Source organism: Aeromonas sp. 75A, assembly GCF_051919425.1.
Lineage (GTDB): Bacteria > Pseudomonadota > Gammaproteobacteria > Enterobacterales > Aeromonadaceae > Aeromonas > Aeromonas veronii.
In genome coordinates, this window is record NZ_JBQBES010000002.1 from 2,122,501 (window position 1) to 2,138,184 (window position 15,684).

Below are 15,684 nucleotides of genomic sequence, written 5' to 3' on the forward strand. Positions count from 1 at the left end.
AGCAGGTTAATATTCCTGCACGACTTGTAATTGCGATGGGGGGACGGAGAAGGCTAGGTGGGCCAGGCGACGGTTGTCCTGGTGAAAGTGCGTAGGTGGTGTTTCTAGGCAAATCCGGAGACACAACACTGAGACACGAGACGAACGCACTACGGTGCGGAAGCCATTGATGCCCTGCTTCCAGGAAAAGCCTCTAAGCTTCAGATTACAAGTCATCGTACCCCAAACCGACACAGGTGGTCGGGTAGAGAATACCAAGGCGCTTGAGAGAACTCGGGTGAAGGAACTAGGCAAAATAGAACCGTAACTTCGGGAGAAGGTTCGCTCCTGACAGTGAAGTCCCTTGCGGATGGAGCAGTTGGGAGTCGCAGTGACCAGATGGCTGGGACTGTTTATCAAAAACACAGCACTCTGCAAACACGAAAGTGGACGTATAGGGTGTGACACCTGCCCGGTGCCGGAAGGTTAATTGATGGGGTTAGCGCAAGCGAAGCTCTTGATCGAAGCCCCGGTAAACGGCGGCCGTAACTATAACGGTCCTAAGGTAGCGAAATTCCTTGTCGGGTAAGTTCCGACCTGCACGAATGGTGTAACCATGGCCATGCTGTCTCCACCCGAGACTCAGTGAAATCGAATTCGCCGTGAAGATGCGGTGTACCCGCGGCTAGACGGAAAGACCCCGTGAACCTTTACTACAGCTTGGCACTGAACATTGAACCTACATGTGTAGGATAGGTGGGAGGCTTTGAAGGCGTGACGCTAGTTGCGCTGGAGCCGTCCTTGAAATACCACCCTTGTATGTTTGATGTTCTAACGCAGGGCCCTGAATCGGGCTCGCGGACAGTGCCTGGTGGGTAGTTTGACTGGGGCGGTCTCCTCCCAAAGAGTAACGGAGGAGCACGAAGGTTGGCTAATCCTGGTCGGACATCAGGAGGTTAGTGCAATGGCATAAGCCAGCTTAACTGCGAGACGGACAGGTCGAGCAGGTACGAAAGTAGGTCATAGTGATCCGGTGGTTCTGAATGGAAGGGCCATCGCTCAACGGATAAAAGGTACTCCGGGGATAACAGGCTGATACCGCCCAAGAGTTCATATCGACGGCGGTGTTTGGCACCTCGATGTCGGCTCATCACATCCTGGGGCTGAAGTCGGTCCCAAGGGTATGGCTGTTCGCCATTTAAAGTGGTACGCGAGCTGGGTTCAGAACGTCGTGAGACAGTTCGGTCCCTATCTGCCGTGGGCGTTGGATGATTGAAGGGAGTTGCTCCTAGTACGAGAGGACCGGAGTGAACGAACCTCTGGTGTTCGGGTTGTCACGCCAGTGGCACTGCCCGGTAGCTAAGTTCGGAATCGATAACCGCTGAAAGCATCTAAGCGGGAAGCGAGCCCTGAGATGAGTCATCCCTGACCCCTTGAGGGTCCTAAAGGGCCGTTGGAGACCACAACGTTGATAGGTGGGGTGTGTAAGCGCGGTGACGTGTTGAGCTAACCCATACTAATTACCCGTGAGGCTTAACCATACAACACCCAAGAAGTGTTCTAAGGCTTGTAGCAAATACCAAGCGAACTACTTACGTCAGCTTTCTCAGATTGAAGATTTTTGCCTGGCGGCCATAGCGCCGTGGAACCACCTGATCCCATGCCGAACTCAGAAGTGAAACGCGGTAGCGCCGATGGTAGTGTGGCATTCGCCATGCGAGAGTAGGACACTGCCAGGCACCCAAGTTAAGAACCCCGCTCATCGAGCGGGGTTTTTTATTGGCTGCCATTCAGAAAGTTGGCTGATAATTGACCTTTTATTCTCTCTTCCCTGCCGTTTTCTCTGTTTTTCCTCCCCGATTTTCTCCGGTTATGCCATCGCCGCTGGCGGTGGTTGTCGCTATAATGGCCGCCCTCAAGCAAGGTGGTGGTATGAAAGCAGAATATCTACAGCGATTCGGGGGCATTGCCCGTCTTTATGGTCAGAATGCCCTGCGTTCCTTTAGCCAGGCGAAAGTCTGTGTGGTGGGGATCGGTGGCGTGGGCTCCTGGGCGGCGGAGGCGCTGGCCCGCGCCGGTATCAACCAGGTCACCCTGATCGATATGGACGATATCTGCATCACCAACACCAATCGCCAGATCCACGCCATGAAGGGGACGGTTGGTCGCCTCAAGACCGAGGTGATGGCCGAGCGTATTCGCGCCATCAATCCGGATTGCGAAGTGATCGAGGTGGATGATTTCGTCACTGCCGATAATCTGGCCGAGCATATCAAGCGGGAGTTTGACTATGTGGTGGACGCCATCGACTCGGTCAAGGCCAAGGTGGCGCTGATTGCCTTCTGCAAGCGCAACAAGATACCGGTAATTGTGGCCGGTGGTGCCGGCGGGCAGATGGATCCGACTCAAATCACCGTGGCCGATCTGGCCAAGACCATTCAGGATCCGCTCGCTGCGAAAGTGCGCTCCGACCTGCGCCGATTGCACAACTTCAGCAAGAATCCGGCGCGCAAATTCGGGGTGGAATGTGTCTTCTCAACCGAGCAGCTGAGTTATCCGGATGGTAATGGTGGCACCTGTCAGGCAAAAGCGGCCAGCGATGGCACCATGAAGATGGATTGCGCCTCCGGCTTTGGCGCGGTGACGCCGGTGACGGCAACCTTTGGGCTGGTTGCCGCGTCCCGGGTATTGAAGAAGATTGCCGAGCGGGGGGCCCGCGCTGAGAAAGAAGCCGGGAATGAAGAAGTAGGGTCGATTGGCGAAGCCTAATCGACCTCTGCACAAGGCGGATTAGACTGCCTGCTCCCGGATCGCCAGCACGATCGCTCTGAGCCCGTTACCTCGTGACGGGCTCAAGTGTTTCTCAAGCCCCAGTTCGGTAAAATACCCTTCCATATCAAAAGCCTGGATCGCCGCAGACGATTGGTGGTTAAGCGCCGCCAGCACGATAACGATCAGCCCGCGCACGATGCGGGCATCGGAATCACAGGCAAAATGCCAGCAGCCATCCTCGCTTTGTTCTCCCTTCAGCCAAGCCTGGCTTTCACACCCCTTGAGGCGAAACTCCTCCTGCTGCCATTCGCCGGGTAGCGCTGGCAGCTGTTTGCCGAGCTGGATGATGAGCCGGTACTGGTTCTCCCAGCCGTGAGCGGCGGCAAACTGCTGGCGGATGGTGTCGGCGTTGGGCTCAAGGCCAATCTGGGTATAGCTTGCGAGGTCACTCATTCGGTTATCTGCCTTAGAAGAAGTCACTGAGTTTGTGCAGGGCGGCCAGCAGAGCGTCGACATCATCCCGATTGTTGTAGCAGGCCAGCGAGGCGCGCATGGTGCCGCCGATCCCGAGCGATTCCATCAATGGCATGGCGCAGTGATGGCCGACTCGCAGGGCGATCCCCTGCATGTCGAGCAGGGTAGCAGCATCTTGCGGGTGGATGTCGTCTATCAGGAAAGAGACCGCACCGGCGCGCTGATTGGGTTCGCCGATCAGATGCAGCCCCGGCACCTGTTGCAGGCCTGCTACCAGATAGTCGGTCAGTGCCTGCTCATGGTTGGCGAGCCATTGCCGGTCTTGCTCCATCACAAAGTCGATGGCGGCGGCGAGGCCGATAGCGCCAGCGATATGGGGGGTGCCCGCCTCGAACTTGAAGGGCAGGGTATTGAAGGTGGTGCCGCTGAAACTGACCCGATCGATCATCTCGCCACCGGCTTGCCAGGGCGGCATCCGTTCCAATAGCTCGGTGCGGCCCCACAACACGCCGATGCCGGTCGGGCCATAGAGCTTGTGGCCGGAGAAGGCGTAGAAGTCGCAACCGATGGCTTGCACATCCACCTCGAGATGAGCCACCGCCTGGGCGCCGTCGATCAGCGTCACGGTGCCAACCGCTTTGGCGGCCTCTACTATCTGGGCGACCGGATTGACGGTACCGAGGGCATTGGATACGTGGGCCACGCTCACCAGCCGGGTGCGTGCTCCCAGCATGGCGTGATAGGCGGCCAGATCGAGATCGCCCCGCTTATCGAGTGGGATAACCCGGATCACCGCGCCGGTACGCTGGGCGACCAGCTGCCACGGGACGATATTGGCGTGGTGCTCCAGCGTGCTGAGGATGATTTCGTCCCCTGTCTTGAGTTCGTTCATCCCCCAGCTCTGGGCTACCAGATTGATCGCTTCTGTGGTACCACGGGTCCAGATAACTTCGTGGCTGCGGGGCGCATTGATAAAGCGGGCGACCGTTTCGCGGGCGGCCTCGAAGGCACGGGTCGCGCGGCCACTCAGGGTGTGGGCGGCACGGTGCACGTTGGCGTTGTCGATCCGATAGTAGTGAGCGATGGCATCCAGTACCGCTTGCGGTTTCTGGGTGGTGGCGGCGTTGTCCAGATAGACCAGAGGGTGGCCGTTTACCTCCTGCGTCAAGGCCGGAAACTGGCTGCGCAGTTGGTCGTGCTGTTGCTGATTCATGCTCCCCTCATCATCTGGAAAAAGTCATCATCTCGAAAGGTCGGCCATGATCCTGAAAATAGCGCCCGAACACAAGGCGCGATAAGCCCGATTGGCGGTTGCCTGCCGTGCAGCAGGTACGGCTCGTCGGGTGATTTCTGGTACAATGCCGCCCCTCATCATAAGCCAAGAGATCCGGCCCATGAAGCTCAACCCCAATCAGAACGAAGCGGTCAAGTATGTCTCCGGCCCTTGCCTGGTGCTGGCGGGTGCCGGATCGGGCAAGACCCGCGTCATCACCAACAAGATTGCCTATCTGGTGCAGCAGTGCGGCTACAGTGCGCGCAACATCGCCGCCGTCACCTTTACCAACAAAGCGGCGCGGGAGATGAAGGAGCGGGTCGGCCAGACTTTGGGCCGCAAGGAAGCGCGGGGGCTGATGGTCTCCACCTTCCATACTCTGGGGCTCGAGATCATCCGTCGGGAGCACAAGAGCCTGAATCTCAAGGCCAACTTCTCCCTGTTCGACGATACCGATCAGCTGGCGCTGCTGAAAGAATTGACTGAAGACGAGCTCGACAACGACAAGGACAAGCTCTCGGCCCTTATCAGCCAGATCTCCAACTGGAAGAACGACCTCATCCTGCCCGCCCGAGCCATGCGTATAGCCCGCGGGCCGGAAGAGGTGCTGATGGCCCAGCTCTACGAGCGTTATCACCGCCAGATGGTGGCCTATAACGCGCTGGATTTTGACGACCTCATCGTGATGCCGACCCTGCTGCTCAAGAGCAATCAGGAGGTGCGCGAGCGCTGGCAGAACAAGATCCGCTATCTGCTGGTCGATGAGTACCAAGACACCAACACCAGCCAATACGAGCTGGTGAAGCAGATCGTCGGCGAGCGGGCTCGTTTTACCGTGGTAGGGGACGATGACCAGTCCATCTACTCCTGGCGAGGTGCCAAGCCGCAGAACCTGGTGCTGCTGAGCGAAGATTTCCCCAGCCTCAAGCTGATCAAGCTGGAGCAGAACTACCGCTCCAAGCGGCGGATCCTCAAGTGCGCCAACATTCTGATCGCCAACAACCCGCACGTCTATGACAAGGCGCTCTTCTCCGAATTGGATGAGGGGGTGAAGCTCAAGGTGCTGTTCGCCAAGAACGAGGAGCACGAAGCGGAGCGGATCGCCGCCGAGATGATGGGACACAAGTTTATGAACCGCACCCGGTTCAAGGATTACGCCATCCTCTATCGGGGCAACCATCAGTCGCGCATCTTCGAGAAGGCGTTGATGACCAACCGGATTCCTTATCGCATCTCCGGCGGCACCTCGTTCTTCTCCCGCACCGAGATCAAGGACATCATGGCCTACCTCAAGCTGCTGGTGAATCCGGATGAGGACACTGCCTTCCTGCGGGTGGTCAACCTGCCGCGCCGCGAGATTGGCCCCACTACCCTCGAAAAACTGGGTCAGTATGCCAATCAGCGCGGCAAGAGCCTGTTTGCCGCCAGCTTCGAGCTGGGGCTCGAGCAGCACCTCTCCGGGCGCGGACTCGTGGCCCTGCAGGCATTCACCAACTGGTTGGTACGCCTTGGCGATCAAGCGCTGCGTGGCAATCCGGTGGAGGCGGTGCGGGACATGATCAAGGAGATCCACTACGAAGAGTGGCTCTACGAGACCTCCCCCAGCCCGAGAGCGGCCGAGATGCGGATGCAGAACGTTTCTACTCTCTATCGTTGGATCACCGAGATGCTGGAAGGGGATGAGCTGGAGGAGTCGATGACGCTGGCTCAGGTGGTCACTCGCCTCACCCTGCGCGACATGATGGAGCGCAACGAGGGGGAAGATGATGCGGATCAGGTGCAGTTGATGACGCTGCATGCCTCAAAGGGGCTGGAGTTCCCCTATGTCTACATGGTGGGGATGGAGGAGGGCTTGCTGCCCCACCAGACCAGCATAGATGAAGACAACGTGGAGGAGGAGCGGCGTCTCGCCTACGTGGGGATCACCCGGGCTCAGACCGAACTGACCTTCACCCTCTGCAAGGAGCGGCGTCAGTTTGGCGAGTCGGTACGGCCAGAGCCGAGCCGCTTCTTGCTGGAGCTGCCGCAGGATGACCTTGAATGGGAGAACCAGAAGAAGGTGACTGCCGAGGAGCGCCAGCAGAAGGGGCAGGTCGGTGTTGCCAACCTGCGGGCGTTGTTCAAGAAGGATTAACCCTAAGGATTGGCCGGGGTCAGTAGCGGTACTATGTCTGCTCCCGGCATGGGCGGTGAGATATAGCGCCCTTGCCCCATCCGGCAGCCGATATCAATCAGCTTCTGCAACTGCTGCTGGTTCTCGATCCCCTCGACGACCAGGGTGTAATCGAGATCCTGACAGATATCCCGCATGGCGCGGATCAGTGCCAAATCTTTGGGTGATTGCAGCATCCGCTGGGTAAAGCTGTCATCCACCTTGATGTAATCCACCGGGAAGTGGAACAGGGCGTTGAGGGAGGAGAAGCCGGTGCCGAAATCATCGAGGCTGATCTGGATACCCTTGGCCCTCAGGTCATGCAGGGATGCCAGCGCATCGGAATCTTGCCGCGACAGCTCCCGCTCGTTGAATTCAAAAATCAGATAGCCGGGGGCGACCCCCTCCTCTTCGATAATTCCCATCAGCCGCATGATGTGGTCATGGTTGACCAGATGTTTGCCCGACAGATTGATGGCGACCTTGAACTTGCTCTGCCCGGAGATTGGCAGCCAGTTCTTCAGTTGCTGACAGGTGTGGCGCAGGATCTGGTAATCCAGCTCCAGTATCAGACCACACTGCTCTGCCAGCGGAATAAAGTCGAACGCATCCTTCAGAATCCCCTCCTCGGTCAGCCAGCGCGCCATCACCTCCAGTCCGGTCAGGCGGCTATCCTGCAGCCGGATCACCGGCTGGAAGTAGGGGACGATACGCCCCTCCCGCAGGGCTCTGGCCAGCATCTCTTCCGGCGAATTCCAGTTCTGGTTGATGCAATCATCCGAGTAGCTGACGATGCGACTGCGACCATTGCGTTTGGCCTGATACATGGCCAGATCGGCCTGATGGAGCAGCTGGCTGATATCTGAGGTTTGCTCGGAGACGCTCGATACCCCCAGGCTGACGGTAATGCTCAACTCGTTGCCGAGTAGCCGGAACGGGTATGAGAGACGGCTGATAATGCGGTTGAGCACCGGGCTGATGTCATCGTCGCTCTTGCTGCTGTCCAGATAGATGACGAACTCATCGCCCCCCAGTCTGGCCACCAGATCGTTTTGCCGGATGCAGGTCTGCAGGCGGCGGCTCACCTCCTTGAGCAGCTGATCGCCAGCACTGTGGCCCAGGGTGTCATTGATCTGCTTGAAGTGATCCACATCGATAAAAATCACCGCGAATCCCGGCGATTTGTAGCGGTTGTAGTGGGTCATGGCATGGTTGAGGTGGTTCATCAACAGCGCGCGGTTGGGCAGCTGGGTCAGCGGGTCGTGAAGCGCATCGAATTGCAACCGCCGTTCCAGCTCCTGATGCTGCTTGAGCTGCTTTTGCAGCCTGAGGTTGGTCTGACGCAGCTGTTGCAGCCGCTGGTTGATGGAGTCTTCGGTATTGATGTCGTTGAGCTGCTGGCGGATCCGTCTCAGCTCCAGCAGCAGGGTGAGCTGGCCACGCAGGAAGTCGAGAAACAGCTTGTCGTCGGTCTCCAGCGATTGAGCCGTGCTGATGATGAAGTGGGCGAAGTACTGTTGTTGCAGCCGCAGCGGCATGCTGTGCCAGTAGCGGGACTCCCTGCTCACCTCGATATTGCTGGTGCTGTGGCACAAGCCGCTGATGAACTCGTCTCCCTGATGGGGATGGGCAGGGTAGATCTTTTCCAGCTTCTGACTGGTTAGCCTGACCAGCAACATGTCCTCAATGGTGAGCATCTGACGCAGTACCGCCTCCAGTTGGGAGAAGAGCGCCTGAGCTGGCAGGGTATTGGCGAGCCGCATGATGCGGCTGATGCTCTCGATTTTCTTTTTCCAGTTCGGGTCTTTGCGGATCAGCGGTGAAGGGAGCTCGGTGAGATGGGATCCCGCCTGGGTTTCGGTCAGCCGTTTGGCCAGACACTCCAGCAGCAGACGCAGGGTCGGCAGGTCGGCTGGTGTGCCACGCGCCAGCAACCACTGTATCTGGCCATGCTCGATGGGGAAGACGCACCACCCTTCGGCTTCATCCAGCTGGGTGAGTTGATCGGTGATGCGGGACTGCTCACGGCCCAGCTGTTGCTTGAAGATATCGCTGACCTTGTAGGCGTAAAGCCAGTTCAGACCGGTATCGGAGAGGCCCAGCATGCCGAAATGTTGCAGCGGGCAGAGTTGGTCAATCTGCTGGATCAGGGCATCGTAATCGTCAGACGTGGCGGTTTGTGGCGCCGGGAAGTCCATAATGGCAGAGACCAACGCCAACAGAGGAGTTGAGTAATGGGGTTCGATGGATTGGGACGACATGTGCAACTCCCGATATGTCTACCTTACAAGAGTAGTCGGAAGCCGATAGATTGAAAGGGCCGCAATTGCGGCCCTTTCAAATACTTACAGCTTGTCGATCATGTAGTGGATGGCGTTTTCAATCTCTTCATCACTACAGTTCGCACAGGTGCCGCGCGGAGGCATCATGCCGGACTTGCCGGTAAAGCCTTCAATGGCATGTTTCTTGAGAGTATCAATGCCCTGGGCGATGCGAGGATCCCAGGCTGCCTTGTCACCCCGTTTGGGGGCACCAGCGGCGCCGGTGTCGTGACAGGCAAAGCAGGCGCCCTTGTATACCGTTTCGCCATCGCGGGGACCGGAGGAGGCGGCCGCCGCCGGAGCAGCACTCGCGCCGGCAATACCTTCCAGATCCTTGGCGGTATAGACCTGACCGATTGGTTTGATCCGCTCGGCAATGGCCTCCGGTGACATCTCATCGGCAGCAAGCACTGCCCCAGACAAGCTGGCGGCCGTCATCCCGACAGCCAGCAAATAGCTCAGTTTTTTCAACACGCTCATATACTCCCAGCAGTCTTTTATTATCCATGTAAACGACGGGATTATAACCGAATAGTTACAGCCATTTAAACGCTTGTGTGTGAAGTGTTAAACAGTCTGCGTACAAAGTTTTGGGCGATATCACGGCAATTTGGGTGGTGGAGATAAAAAGAAACCCGGCATTCGCCGGGTTTCGGGTAACCAAGGGGTGAAACGGCCTATTTATCCCAGCTCAGGATCACCTTGCCGGAGTGGCCGGAGCTCATCGCATCGAACCCCTGCTGGAATTCGTCGATGTGGAATCTGTGGGTGATGATGGGGGAGAGATCCAGCCCGGACTGGATCAGGCTGGCCATCTTGTACCAGGTCTCGAACATCTCGCGGCCATAGATCCCTTTGATAAACAGTCCCTTGAAGATCACCTTGTTCCAGTCGATGGCCATGGTGGAGGGCGGGATGCCGAGCATGGCGATCTTGCCGCCGTGGTTCATCTTGTCGAGCATCTCCTGGAAGGCGCTCGGGACGCCGGACATCTCCAGCCCCACGTCAAACCCTTCGGTCATGCCCAGCTCGCTCATTACGTCGGCCAGCTTCTCCTTGGCCACGTTGACCGCGCGGGTAGCGCCCATCTTGCGGGCCAGCTCCAGCCGGTATTCGTTGACGTCGGTGATCACCACGTGGCGCGCACCCACATGGCGGCAGACGGCGGCGGCCATGATGCCGATGGGGCCTGCACCGGTGATGAGCACATCTTCACCCACCAGATCGAAGGAGAGGGCGGTGTGCACCGCATTGCCAAACGGGTCGAAGATGGCAGCCAGCTCGTCCGGGATGTTGTCCGGCAACTTGAAGGCGTTGAATGCGGGGATCACCAGATATTCGGCAAAGGCGCCCGGGCGGTTGACGCCAACGCCAATGGTGTTGCGGCAGAGGTGAGTGCGGCCAGCGCGGCAGTTACGGCAGTGACCGCAGGTGATGTGCCCTTCGCCGGAGACCCGATCGCCGATGGCGAAGCCGCGCACCTCCTGACCGATGGCGACCACTTCGCCGACATATTCGTGGCCGACTACCATGGGTACCGGAATGGTCTTCTGGGACCACTCGTCCCAGTTGTAGATGTGGATATCGGTGCCGCAGATGGCGGTTTTGCGGATCTTTATCAGCAGGTCGTTGTGGCCGAGCTCGGGGGCCGGTACATCCGTCATCCAGATGCCGACCTCTTTGTGCAGTTTGGAGAGTGCTTTCATGGCTGTTCCTTCAATATGAATGCAGAAAAAAGGGGCTGCAGCCCCTTGATTCAAATCAGATAACGCCGAGTTCACGGCCGATGCGGATAAAGGCGTCGATCGCCTTGTCCAGCTGCTCGCGGGTATGGGCGGCAGACATCTGGGTGCGAATGCGCGCCTGACCCTTGGGCACGACCGGGAAGGAGAAGCCCACCACATAGATGCCGGCTGCCAGCATGCGGCTCGCCATTTCGGAGGCGAGTTTGGCATCCCCCAGCATCACCGGAATGATGGCGTGGTCGGCGCCTGCCAGAGTGAAGCCGGCGGCGCTCATCCGCTCGCGGAAGTAACGGCTGTTCTCTTTCAGACGTGCGCGCAGGTCGTGACCTTCGGCCAGCATGTCGATCACCTTGATGGTGGCGGCAACGATGGAGGGGGCCAGCGAGTTGGAGAAGAGGTAGGGGCGGGAGCGCTGACGCAGCCAGTCGATCACCTCTTTCTTGCCGGAGGTATAGCCGCCGGATGCGCCGCCGAGCGCCTTGCCCAGGGTGCCGGTGATGATGTCGACCCGATCCATCACGCCGCAATATTCGTGGGTGCCACGACCATTCTCGCCGATAAAGCCGACGGCGTGGGAGTCATCCACCATCACCAGCGCATCGTATTTGTCGGCCAGATCGCAGATGGATTTGAGGTCGGCGATGACCCCATCCATGGAGAAGACACCGTCGGTGGCGATCAGCTTGAAGCGGGCGCCATCGGCGTCAGCCTGCTTGAGCTGGGCTTCCAGCTCGGCCATGTCGTTGTTGGCGTAGCGATAGCGCTTGGCCTTGCACAGCCGCACGCCGTCGATGATGGAGGCGTGGTTGAGGGCATCGGAGATGATGGCATCTTCGGCACCGAAAAGGGTCTCGAACAGGCCGCCATTGGCGTCGAAGCAGGAGGAGTAGAGGATGGTGTCTTCAGTGCCGAGGAAGGCAGACATCTTCTGCTCCAGCGCTTTGTGCTGATCCTGGGTGCCGCAGATGAAGCGTACCGAGGCCATGCCGAAGCCGTGGCTGTCGAGTCCCTGATGGGCGGCGGCGATCAGATCCGGGTGGTTGGCCAATCCCAGATAGTTGTTGGCACAGAAGTTCAGTACCTGCTCACCGCCGACGGCGATGCTGGCCTGTTGGGCGGAGGTGATGATGCGCTCCTGCTTGTACAACCCTTCAGCTTGCACCTGGTTCAGTTGCTCGGTCAGGTGACGATAGAATCCGTTAGACATCCTCGATCCTTAGTGGCTATTTCAGCTGCGTATCAACAGAGGGCGACATTTTACTGCAATCTGTTGCGGTAAATTCAAATGATTGTGCTGATATTCAACAAATGTGAAACAGATCTCACCCAGCTGGTTGGGCCAGCTGACGGTAGTGCTGTTCCAGTTGCTGGATCTGTCCGGCCACCTGGGGTTGCACATAGGGGCGCAGCAGGAACAGCACCTTCAACACGCCCTGATAGAGCAGAGGTTTGGTGATGCGGGTGTTGGGGGCCTGGGCAATCTGGAACGGGATCCAGCAGGTCACCACCATTTTGATGGTCTGGCCCAGATCCGGCAGGTCTTCATCGCTGACATCTATGATGCCCCCTTCGCGCAGGCTTCTGAGCAGCGCGACCACGGAAGAACGCATCTGCTCCTGGGCCTTGAGGTACTTCTGTTGCAGCGGCTCGTCACGGCTCAGGATGTCCGGCAGATTGGCGTAGAAGAAGCGGAACTGCCACATCAGATAGAAGATGGCATCGAGATAGCCCATCAGATCCTGCAGGGTGATTTCACGGTTGCGGGTCGGCACGAAGCTCTCGCTCAGGTGACGGGCATACTGGTCGAAGATGGAGTGGATGATGTCTTCTTTATTGCGGAAGTGGTAGTAGAGGTTGCCCGGGCTGATGCCCATGTGCGCCGCAATGTGGTTGGTGGTGATGTTGCGTTCACCCTGATCGTTGAACAGCTCGGTCGCGCTGTGAATGATCCTGTCTCTGGTTTTCATCACTCATTCCTCCAACAGGTTCCGCTCGGGGCAGTTTTGAACAAGGTCGAATCCCCGGACGGCCCGTGATAAACTTTTCGGCAATTTCAAATTGGCTCACTATACACAGCTTTAACAAGCAGTCACATGTAGCCATCAACGTACGAGAGGCAAACTCCATGATCGTAGTAACTGGCGGTGCTGGCTTTATCGGCAGCAATCTGGTCAAGCAGCTGAACGCTCAAGGACGGACCGATATCGTGGTCATTGATGACCTGACCGACGGCACCAAGTTCGTCAACCTGGTCGATCTGACCATCGCTGACTACATGGACAAAGACGAGTTTCAGGCGCGCATCGTCTCCGGTGACGAGTTTGAAGAGTGGGACAACGGCATCGAGGTGATCTTCCACGAAGGCGCCTGCTCTGCTACCACCGAGTGGAACGGCAAGTTCATCATGGAGGTCAACTACGAGTACTCCAAGGATCTGTTCCACTACTGCATCGAGCGTGAAATCCCGTTCATTTACGCCTCTTCTGCCGCGACCTACGGTGGCCGCAACGACAACTTCATCGAAGATCCCAAGTTCGAACAGCCGCTCAACGTCTACGGCTACTCCAAGCAGCTGTTTGACCAGTACGTGCGCCGCTGGATGCCGGAGATCAACTCTCAGGTCGTCGGCCTCAAGTACTTCAACGTCTACGGCCCGCGCGAGCAGCACAAAGGCTCCATGGCTTCCGTCGCCTTCCACCTCAATACCCAGGTGAAGAAGGGCGAGAATCCCAAGCTGTTCGAAGGTTGCGATGGCTTCCCGAACGGTGGTCAGATGCGTGACTTCATCTATATCGACGACGTCTGCAAGGTAAACCTCTGGTTCTGGCAGAACCCGCAGCACTCCGGCATCTTCAACTGCGGTACCGGTCGTGCCGAGCCGTTCCAGAACGTGGCCGAAGCGGTGATCAAGCATCATCAGAAGGGAGCCATTGAGTACATTCCCTTCCCGGATCACCTCAAGGGTCGCTACCAGAGCTTCACCCAGGCTGACATGACCAAGCTGCGCAGCGTGGGTTATGACGCCGAGTTCAAAACCGTTGCCGAAGGGGTAGCGGATTACATGGCTTGGCTCAACCGCTAACAGGTGAGCACAACGCGGCAGTTTGAGCGCAAAACCGGAAGTGGGCACTCGCCTGCTTCCGGTTTCTGGTCTCTGTGGCTGCTTGCCGTTCCTCTCTTCTCTACCGGGTAACCGCGCGATGAATATATTGATGGCACTCTCCCAGCTCGAGGTAACGGGAGCTGAGGTCTATGCCACTACGGTCGGTAACGAACTGACCCGGCGTGGTCACAACGTCTTTTATGTGTCAGATACCCTGACCAAGCCGACGCTTGGCCCCGTCTTCAAACTGAGATTCAACAAGCGCAGCATATTGCGCCGCTTCTGGCACGTCTTTTACCTCATCTATCTCATCAAGAAGTACCATATCCAGTTGGTGCATGCTCACTCCCGCGCCTCCGGCTGGAGCAGTTACGTAGCCTGTAAGCTGACTGGCACCCCGATGATCACCACGGTTCATGGTCGCCAGCCGGTGCACGCGTCCCGCAAGGCATTCCATGCTCTCGGCTATCGGGCAGTTGCCGTTTGTGAGGATATTGCCCATCAGATTGTCGACAATCTGGGGGTCGATCCCGCGATAGTGCAGGTGCTGCGCAACGGTATCGAAACCGACAAATTCCAGCCTGTGCCAGCGCCGGACAACCCAAAGCCGGTGATCGCCATCATTGGCCGTTTGAGCGGCCCCAAAGGGGAGCTTTGCTACCGTCTGCTCGATGAAGTACTCGATCTGGATGCCTGCAAGGTACGGATTGTCAGCGGTACCCGCGTGCCCGAGCGTTTTGCCCGTTTTCAGGATCGTGCCGAGTTTGTCGGTTATGTCGATGATGTGCCTGCTCTGCTGGCAGGGTGTGATCTGGTGATCGGTGCCGGTCGGGTGGCGATGGAAGCGCTGCTCTGCGGCCGGCCCGCCTTTGCCATTGGTGAAGCCAGGGCCATTGGCCTGGTGACCGAACAGAATCTGGATGATGCTCTGGCGAGTAATTTTGGCGATATCGGCCCCAAGGATCTGGCCATCGATTTTGCCGCGCTGAAGGGCGAAATCGAATCGGCCCTCACAAGCAAGGTGGTGCCGGAAGCCATTCGCCAACGCATTCAGGATGAGTATGGCTTGCAGGGGGTAGTATCTGGCCTCGAAACCATCTATCAGGATGCCGTAGTCGAAACCCTGCGCCGCGAGATGCCCGTCATCATGTACCACCGTTTTATCGAACAGGATAGCGAGAAAGGGGTGCATGGCACCTGGATGCCGATCACCATGTTCGAGAAGCATCTGCGACTGATGAAGTGGCTCGGCTACGAAACCCTGACTTTCCGCGATTTGGCGGACAAAGGCTTTATCCACCGTCTGCAATACGGCAAGAAGTACCTGATGATCACCGCCGATGACGGCTATCAGGACAACCTGACCCGCATGCTGCCGCTGCTGGAAAAAAATGGTTATAAAGCCGTGGTGTACGTGGTCACCGGTGAAGGCTATAACCGTTGGGATGTAGAGCATCCGACCAATCCGGACACCAAGGTTTCATTGATGAGTGGTGAGCAGGTCAAGGCGTTGGCCGCCAGCGGTCATGTGGAAATTGGTGGTCATACCCTGACCCATCCCCGCTTGAGCAAGCTCACACCCGAACAACAAGCCCATGAAATTCAGGAGAATAAACGCCAACTGGAGGCCCTGCTTGGCCATCCGTTGCTCTCGTTTGCCTACCCTTACGGAGATATGAACGAGAGTGCCAAGGAGCAGGCTATCGCTGCCGGGTATCGTTTTGCCGTTGCTACCAATAGCGGCCCCAAAGCAATGCACCAGGACCCTTTCCAGATCCGTCGGATTGCCATCTTCCCCCGTACCGATGTATTCGGGTTGTGGCGCAAAATTCGTGGGAATTATGTTTTTAGAAAGTGAGAAAAGA

11 protein-coding genes and 2 rRNA genes (1 of these 13 only partly in view) are annotated in these 15,684 nt (G+C 57.7%); 6 read left to right on the top strand and 7 right to left on the bottom strand.

Translation table 11 applies throughout. The features are described 5' to 3' along the window. From ACTG2T_RS09765 to tcdA, 3 genes are all read left to right on the top strand, one after another. Positions 1 to 1,520 (top strand): 23S ribosomal RNA (locus ACTG2T_RS09765) (it extends 1,370 nt beyond the left edge of the window). 83 nt (positions 1,521 to 1,603) lie between these two features. Continuing rightward, a 5S ribosomal RNA gene (gene rrf / locus ACTG2T_RS09770) occupies positions 1,604 to 1,718 on the top strand. A 193-nt stretch (positions 1,719 to 1,911) separates the two neighbouring features. Beyond that, positions 1,912 to 2,748, top strand: coding sequence for a tRNA cyclic N6-threonylcarbamoyladenosine(37) synthase TcdA (tcdA, locus tag ACTG2T_RS09775; RefSeq protein WP_330125316.1), 837 nt, complete (start codon positions 1,912 to 1,914; stop codon positions 2,746 to 2,748). A gap of 21 nt (positions 2,749 to 2,769) precedes the next feature. Here the strand turns inward: tcdA and ACTG2T_RS09780 are convergent, their stop codons facing one another. Together ACTG2T_RS09780 and ACTG2T_RS09785 are read right to left on the bottom strand one after the other, a co-directional pair. Continuing rightward, positions 2,770 to 3,204 (bottom strand): SufE family protein, encoded by a 435-nt coding sequence (locus tag ACTG2T_RS09780; RefSeq protein ID WP_201948443.1) that lies wholly within the window; start codon positions 3,202 to 3,204, stop codon positions 2,770 to 2,772. A 13-nt stretch (positions 3,205 to 3,217) separates the two neighbouring features. After that, entirely contained in the window at positions 3,218 to 4,438 is a 1,221-nt protein-coding gene (locus ACTG2T_RS09785) for an aminotransferase class V-fold PLP-dependent enzyme (protein WP_330125315.1), read from the bottom strand. Between the two features lie 181 nt (positions 4,439 to 4,619). Between ACTG2T_RS09785 and rep the strand changes: the two genes are divergently transcribed. Beyond that, positions 4,620 to 6,632: a DNA helicase Rep gene (rep, locus tag ACTG2T_RS09790; RefSeq protein ID WP_330125314.1), complete on the top strand. Its 2,013-nt coding sequence runs from the start codon at positions 4,620 to 4,622 to the stop codon at positions 6,630 to 6,632. A 2-nt stretch (positions 6,633 to 6,634) separates the two neighbouring features. Here the strand turns inward: rep and ACTG2T_RS09795 are convergent, their stop codons facing one another. From ACTG2T_RS09795 to ACTG2T_RS09815, 5 genes are all read right to left on the bottom strand, one after another. Beyond that, positions 6,635 to 8,911, bottom strand: a complete 2,277-nt coding sequence (locus ACTG2T_RS09795) for a putative bifunctional diguanylate cyclase/phosphodiesterase (protein WP_330125313.1) — start codon at positions 8,909 to 8,911, stop codon at positions 6,635 to 6,637. 84 nt (positions 8,912 to 8,995) lie between these two features. Beyond that, complete coding sequence (locus ACTG2T_RS09800; protein ID WP_019444987.1) at positions 8,996 to 9,451, bottom strand: c-type cytochrome; 456 nt, start codon at positions 9,449 to 9,451, stop codon at positions 8,996 to 8,998. A gap of 197 nt (positions 9,452 to 9,648) precedes the next feature. Further along, a complete protein-coding gene (gene tdh / locus ACTG2T_RS09805; RefSeq protein ID WP_330125312.1) occupies positions 9,649 to 10,677 on the bottom strand; it encodes an L-threonine 3-dehydrogenase in 1,029 nt (342 codons plus the stop codon). Positions 10,678 to 10,732: 55 nt separating this feature from the next. Continuing rightward, positions 10,733 to 11,923 (bottom strand): glycine C-acetyltransferase, encoded by a 1,191-nt coding sequence (locus tag ACTG2T_RS09810; RefSeq protein WP_005342487.1) that lies wholly within the window; start codon positions 11,921 to 11,923, stop codon positions 10,733 to 10,735. Between the two features lie 115 nt (positions 11,924 to 12,038). After that, positions 12,039 to 12,683, bottom strand: a complete 645-nt coding sequence (locus ACTG2T_RS09815; protein ID WP_005340848.1) for a TetR/AcrR family transcriptional regulator — start codon at positions 12,681 to 12,683, stop codon at positions 12,039 to 12,041. A gap of 158 nt (positions 12,684 to 12,841) precedes the next feature. On the opposite strand from ACTG2T_RS09815, the gene rfaD reads away from it, so the two are divergent. Both rfaD and ACTG2T_RS09825 read left to right on the top strand, forming a co-directional pair. Beyond that, positions 12,842 to 13,798 carry an ADP-glyceromanno-heptose 6-epimerase gene (gene rfaD / locus ACTG2T_RS09820; protein WP_005340846.1) on the top strand — a complete coding sequence of 319 codons (957 nt, stop codon included), beginning with the start codon at positions 12,842 to 12,844 and terminating at the stop codon, positions 13,796 to 13,798. A gap of 118 nt (positions 13,799 to 13,916) precedes the next feature. Next, the gene (locus ACTG2T_RS09825) at positions 13,917 to 15,677 is read left to right on the top strand and encodes a polysaccharide deacetylase family protein (protein WP_330125311.1); all 1,761 of its coding nucleotides are present in this window, start codon (positions 13,917 to 13,919) and stop codon (positions 15,675 to 15,677) included. The last annotated feature ends 7 nt before the right edge of the window (positions 15,678 to 15,684 follow it).

Excerpts from the sequence above, each read along its gene's own strand:
- rep (WP_330125314.1), top strand. The coding sequence starts at position 4,620 with ATGAAGCTCAACCCCAATCAGAACGAAGCGGTCAAGTATGTCTCCGGC.
- tcdA (WP_330125316.1), top strand. The coding sequence starts at position 1,912 with ATGAAAGCAGAATATCTACAGCGATTCGGGGGCATTGCCCGTCTTTAT.
- ACTG2T_RS09825 (WP_330125311.1), top strand. The coding sequence starts at position 13,917 with ATGAATATATTGATGGCACTCTCCCAGCTCGAGGTAACGGGAGCTGAG.
- tdh (WP_330125312.1), bottom strand. The coding sequence starts at position 10,677 with ATGAAAGCACTCTCCAAACTGCACAAAGAGGTCGGCATCTGGATGACG.
- ACTG2T_RS09795 (WP_330125313.1), bottom strand. The coding sequence starts at position 8,911 with ATGTCGTCCCAATCCATCGAACCCCATTACTCAACTCCTCTGTTGGCG.
- ACTG2T_RS09815 (WP_005340848.1), bottom strand. The coding sequence starts at position 12,683 with ATGAAAACCAGAGACAGGATCATTCACAGCGCGACCGAGCTGTTCAAC.
- ACTG2T_RS09785 (WP_330125315.1), bottom strand. The coding sequence starts at position 4,438 with ATGAATCAGCAACAGCACGACCAACTGCGCAGCCAGTTTCCGGCCTTG.
- ACTG2T_RS09810 (WP_005342487.1), bottom strand. The coding sequence starts at position 11,923 with ATGTCTAACGGATTCTATCGTCACCTGACCGAGCAACTGAACCAGGTG.
- ACTG2T_RS09800 (WP_019444987.1), bottom strand. The coding sequence starts at position 9,451 with ATGAGCGTGTTGAAAAAACTGAGCTATTTGCTGGCTGTCGGGATGACG.
- rfaD (WP_005340846.1), top strand. The coding sequence starts at position 12,842 with ATGATCGTAGTAACTGGCGGTGCTGGCTTTATCGGCAGCAATCTGGTC.
- ACTG2T_RS09780 (WP_201948443.1), bottom strand. The coding sequence starts at position 3,204 with ATGAGTGACCTCGCAAGCTATACCCAGATTGGCCTTGAGCCCAACGCC.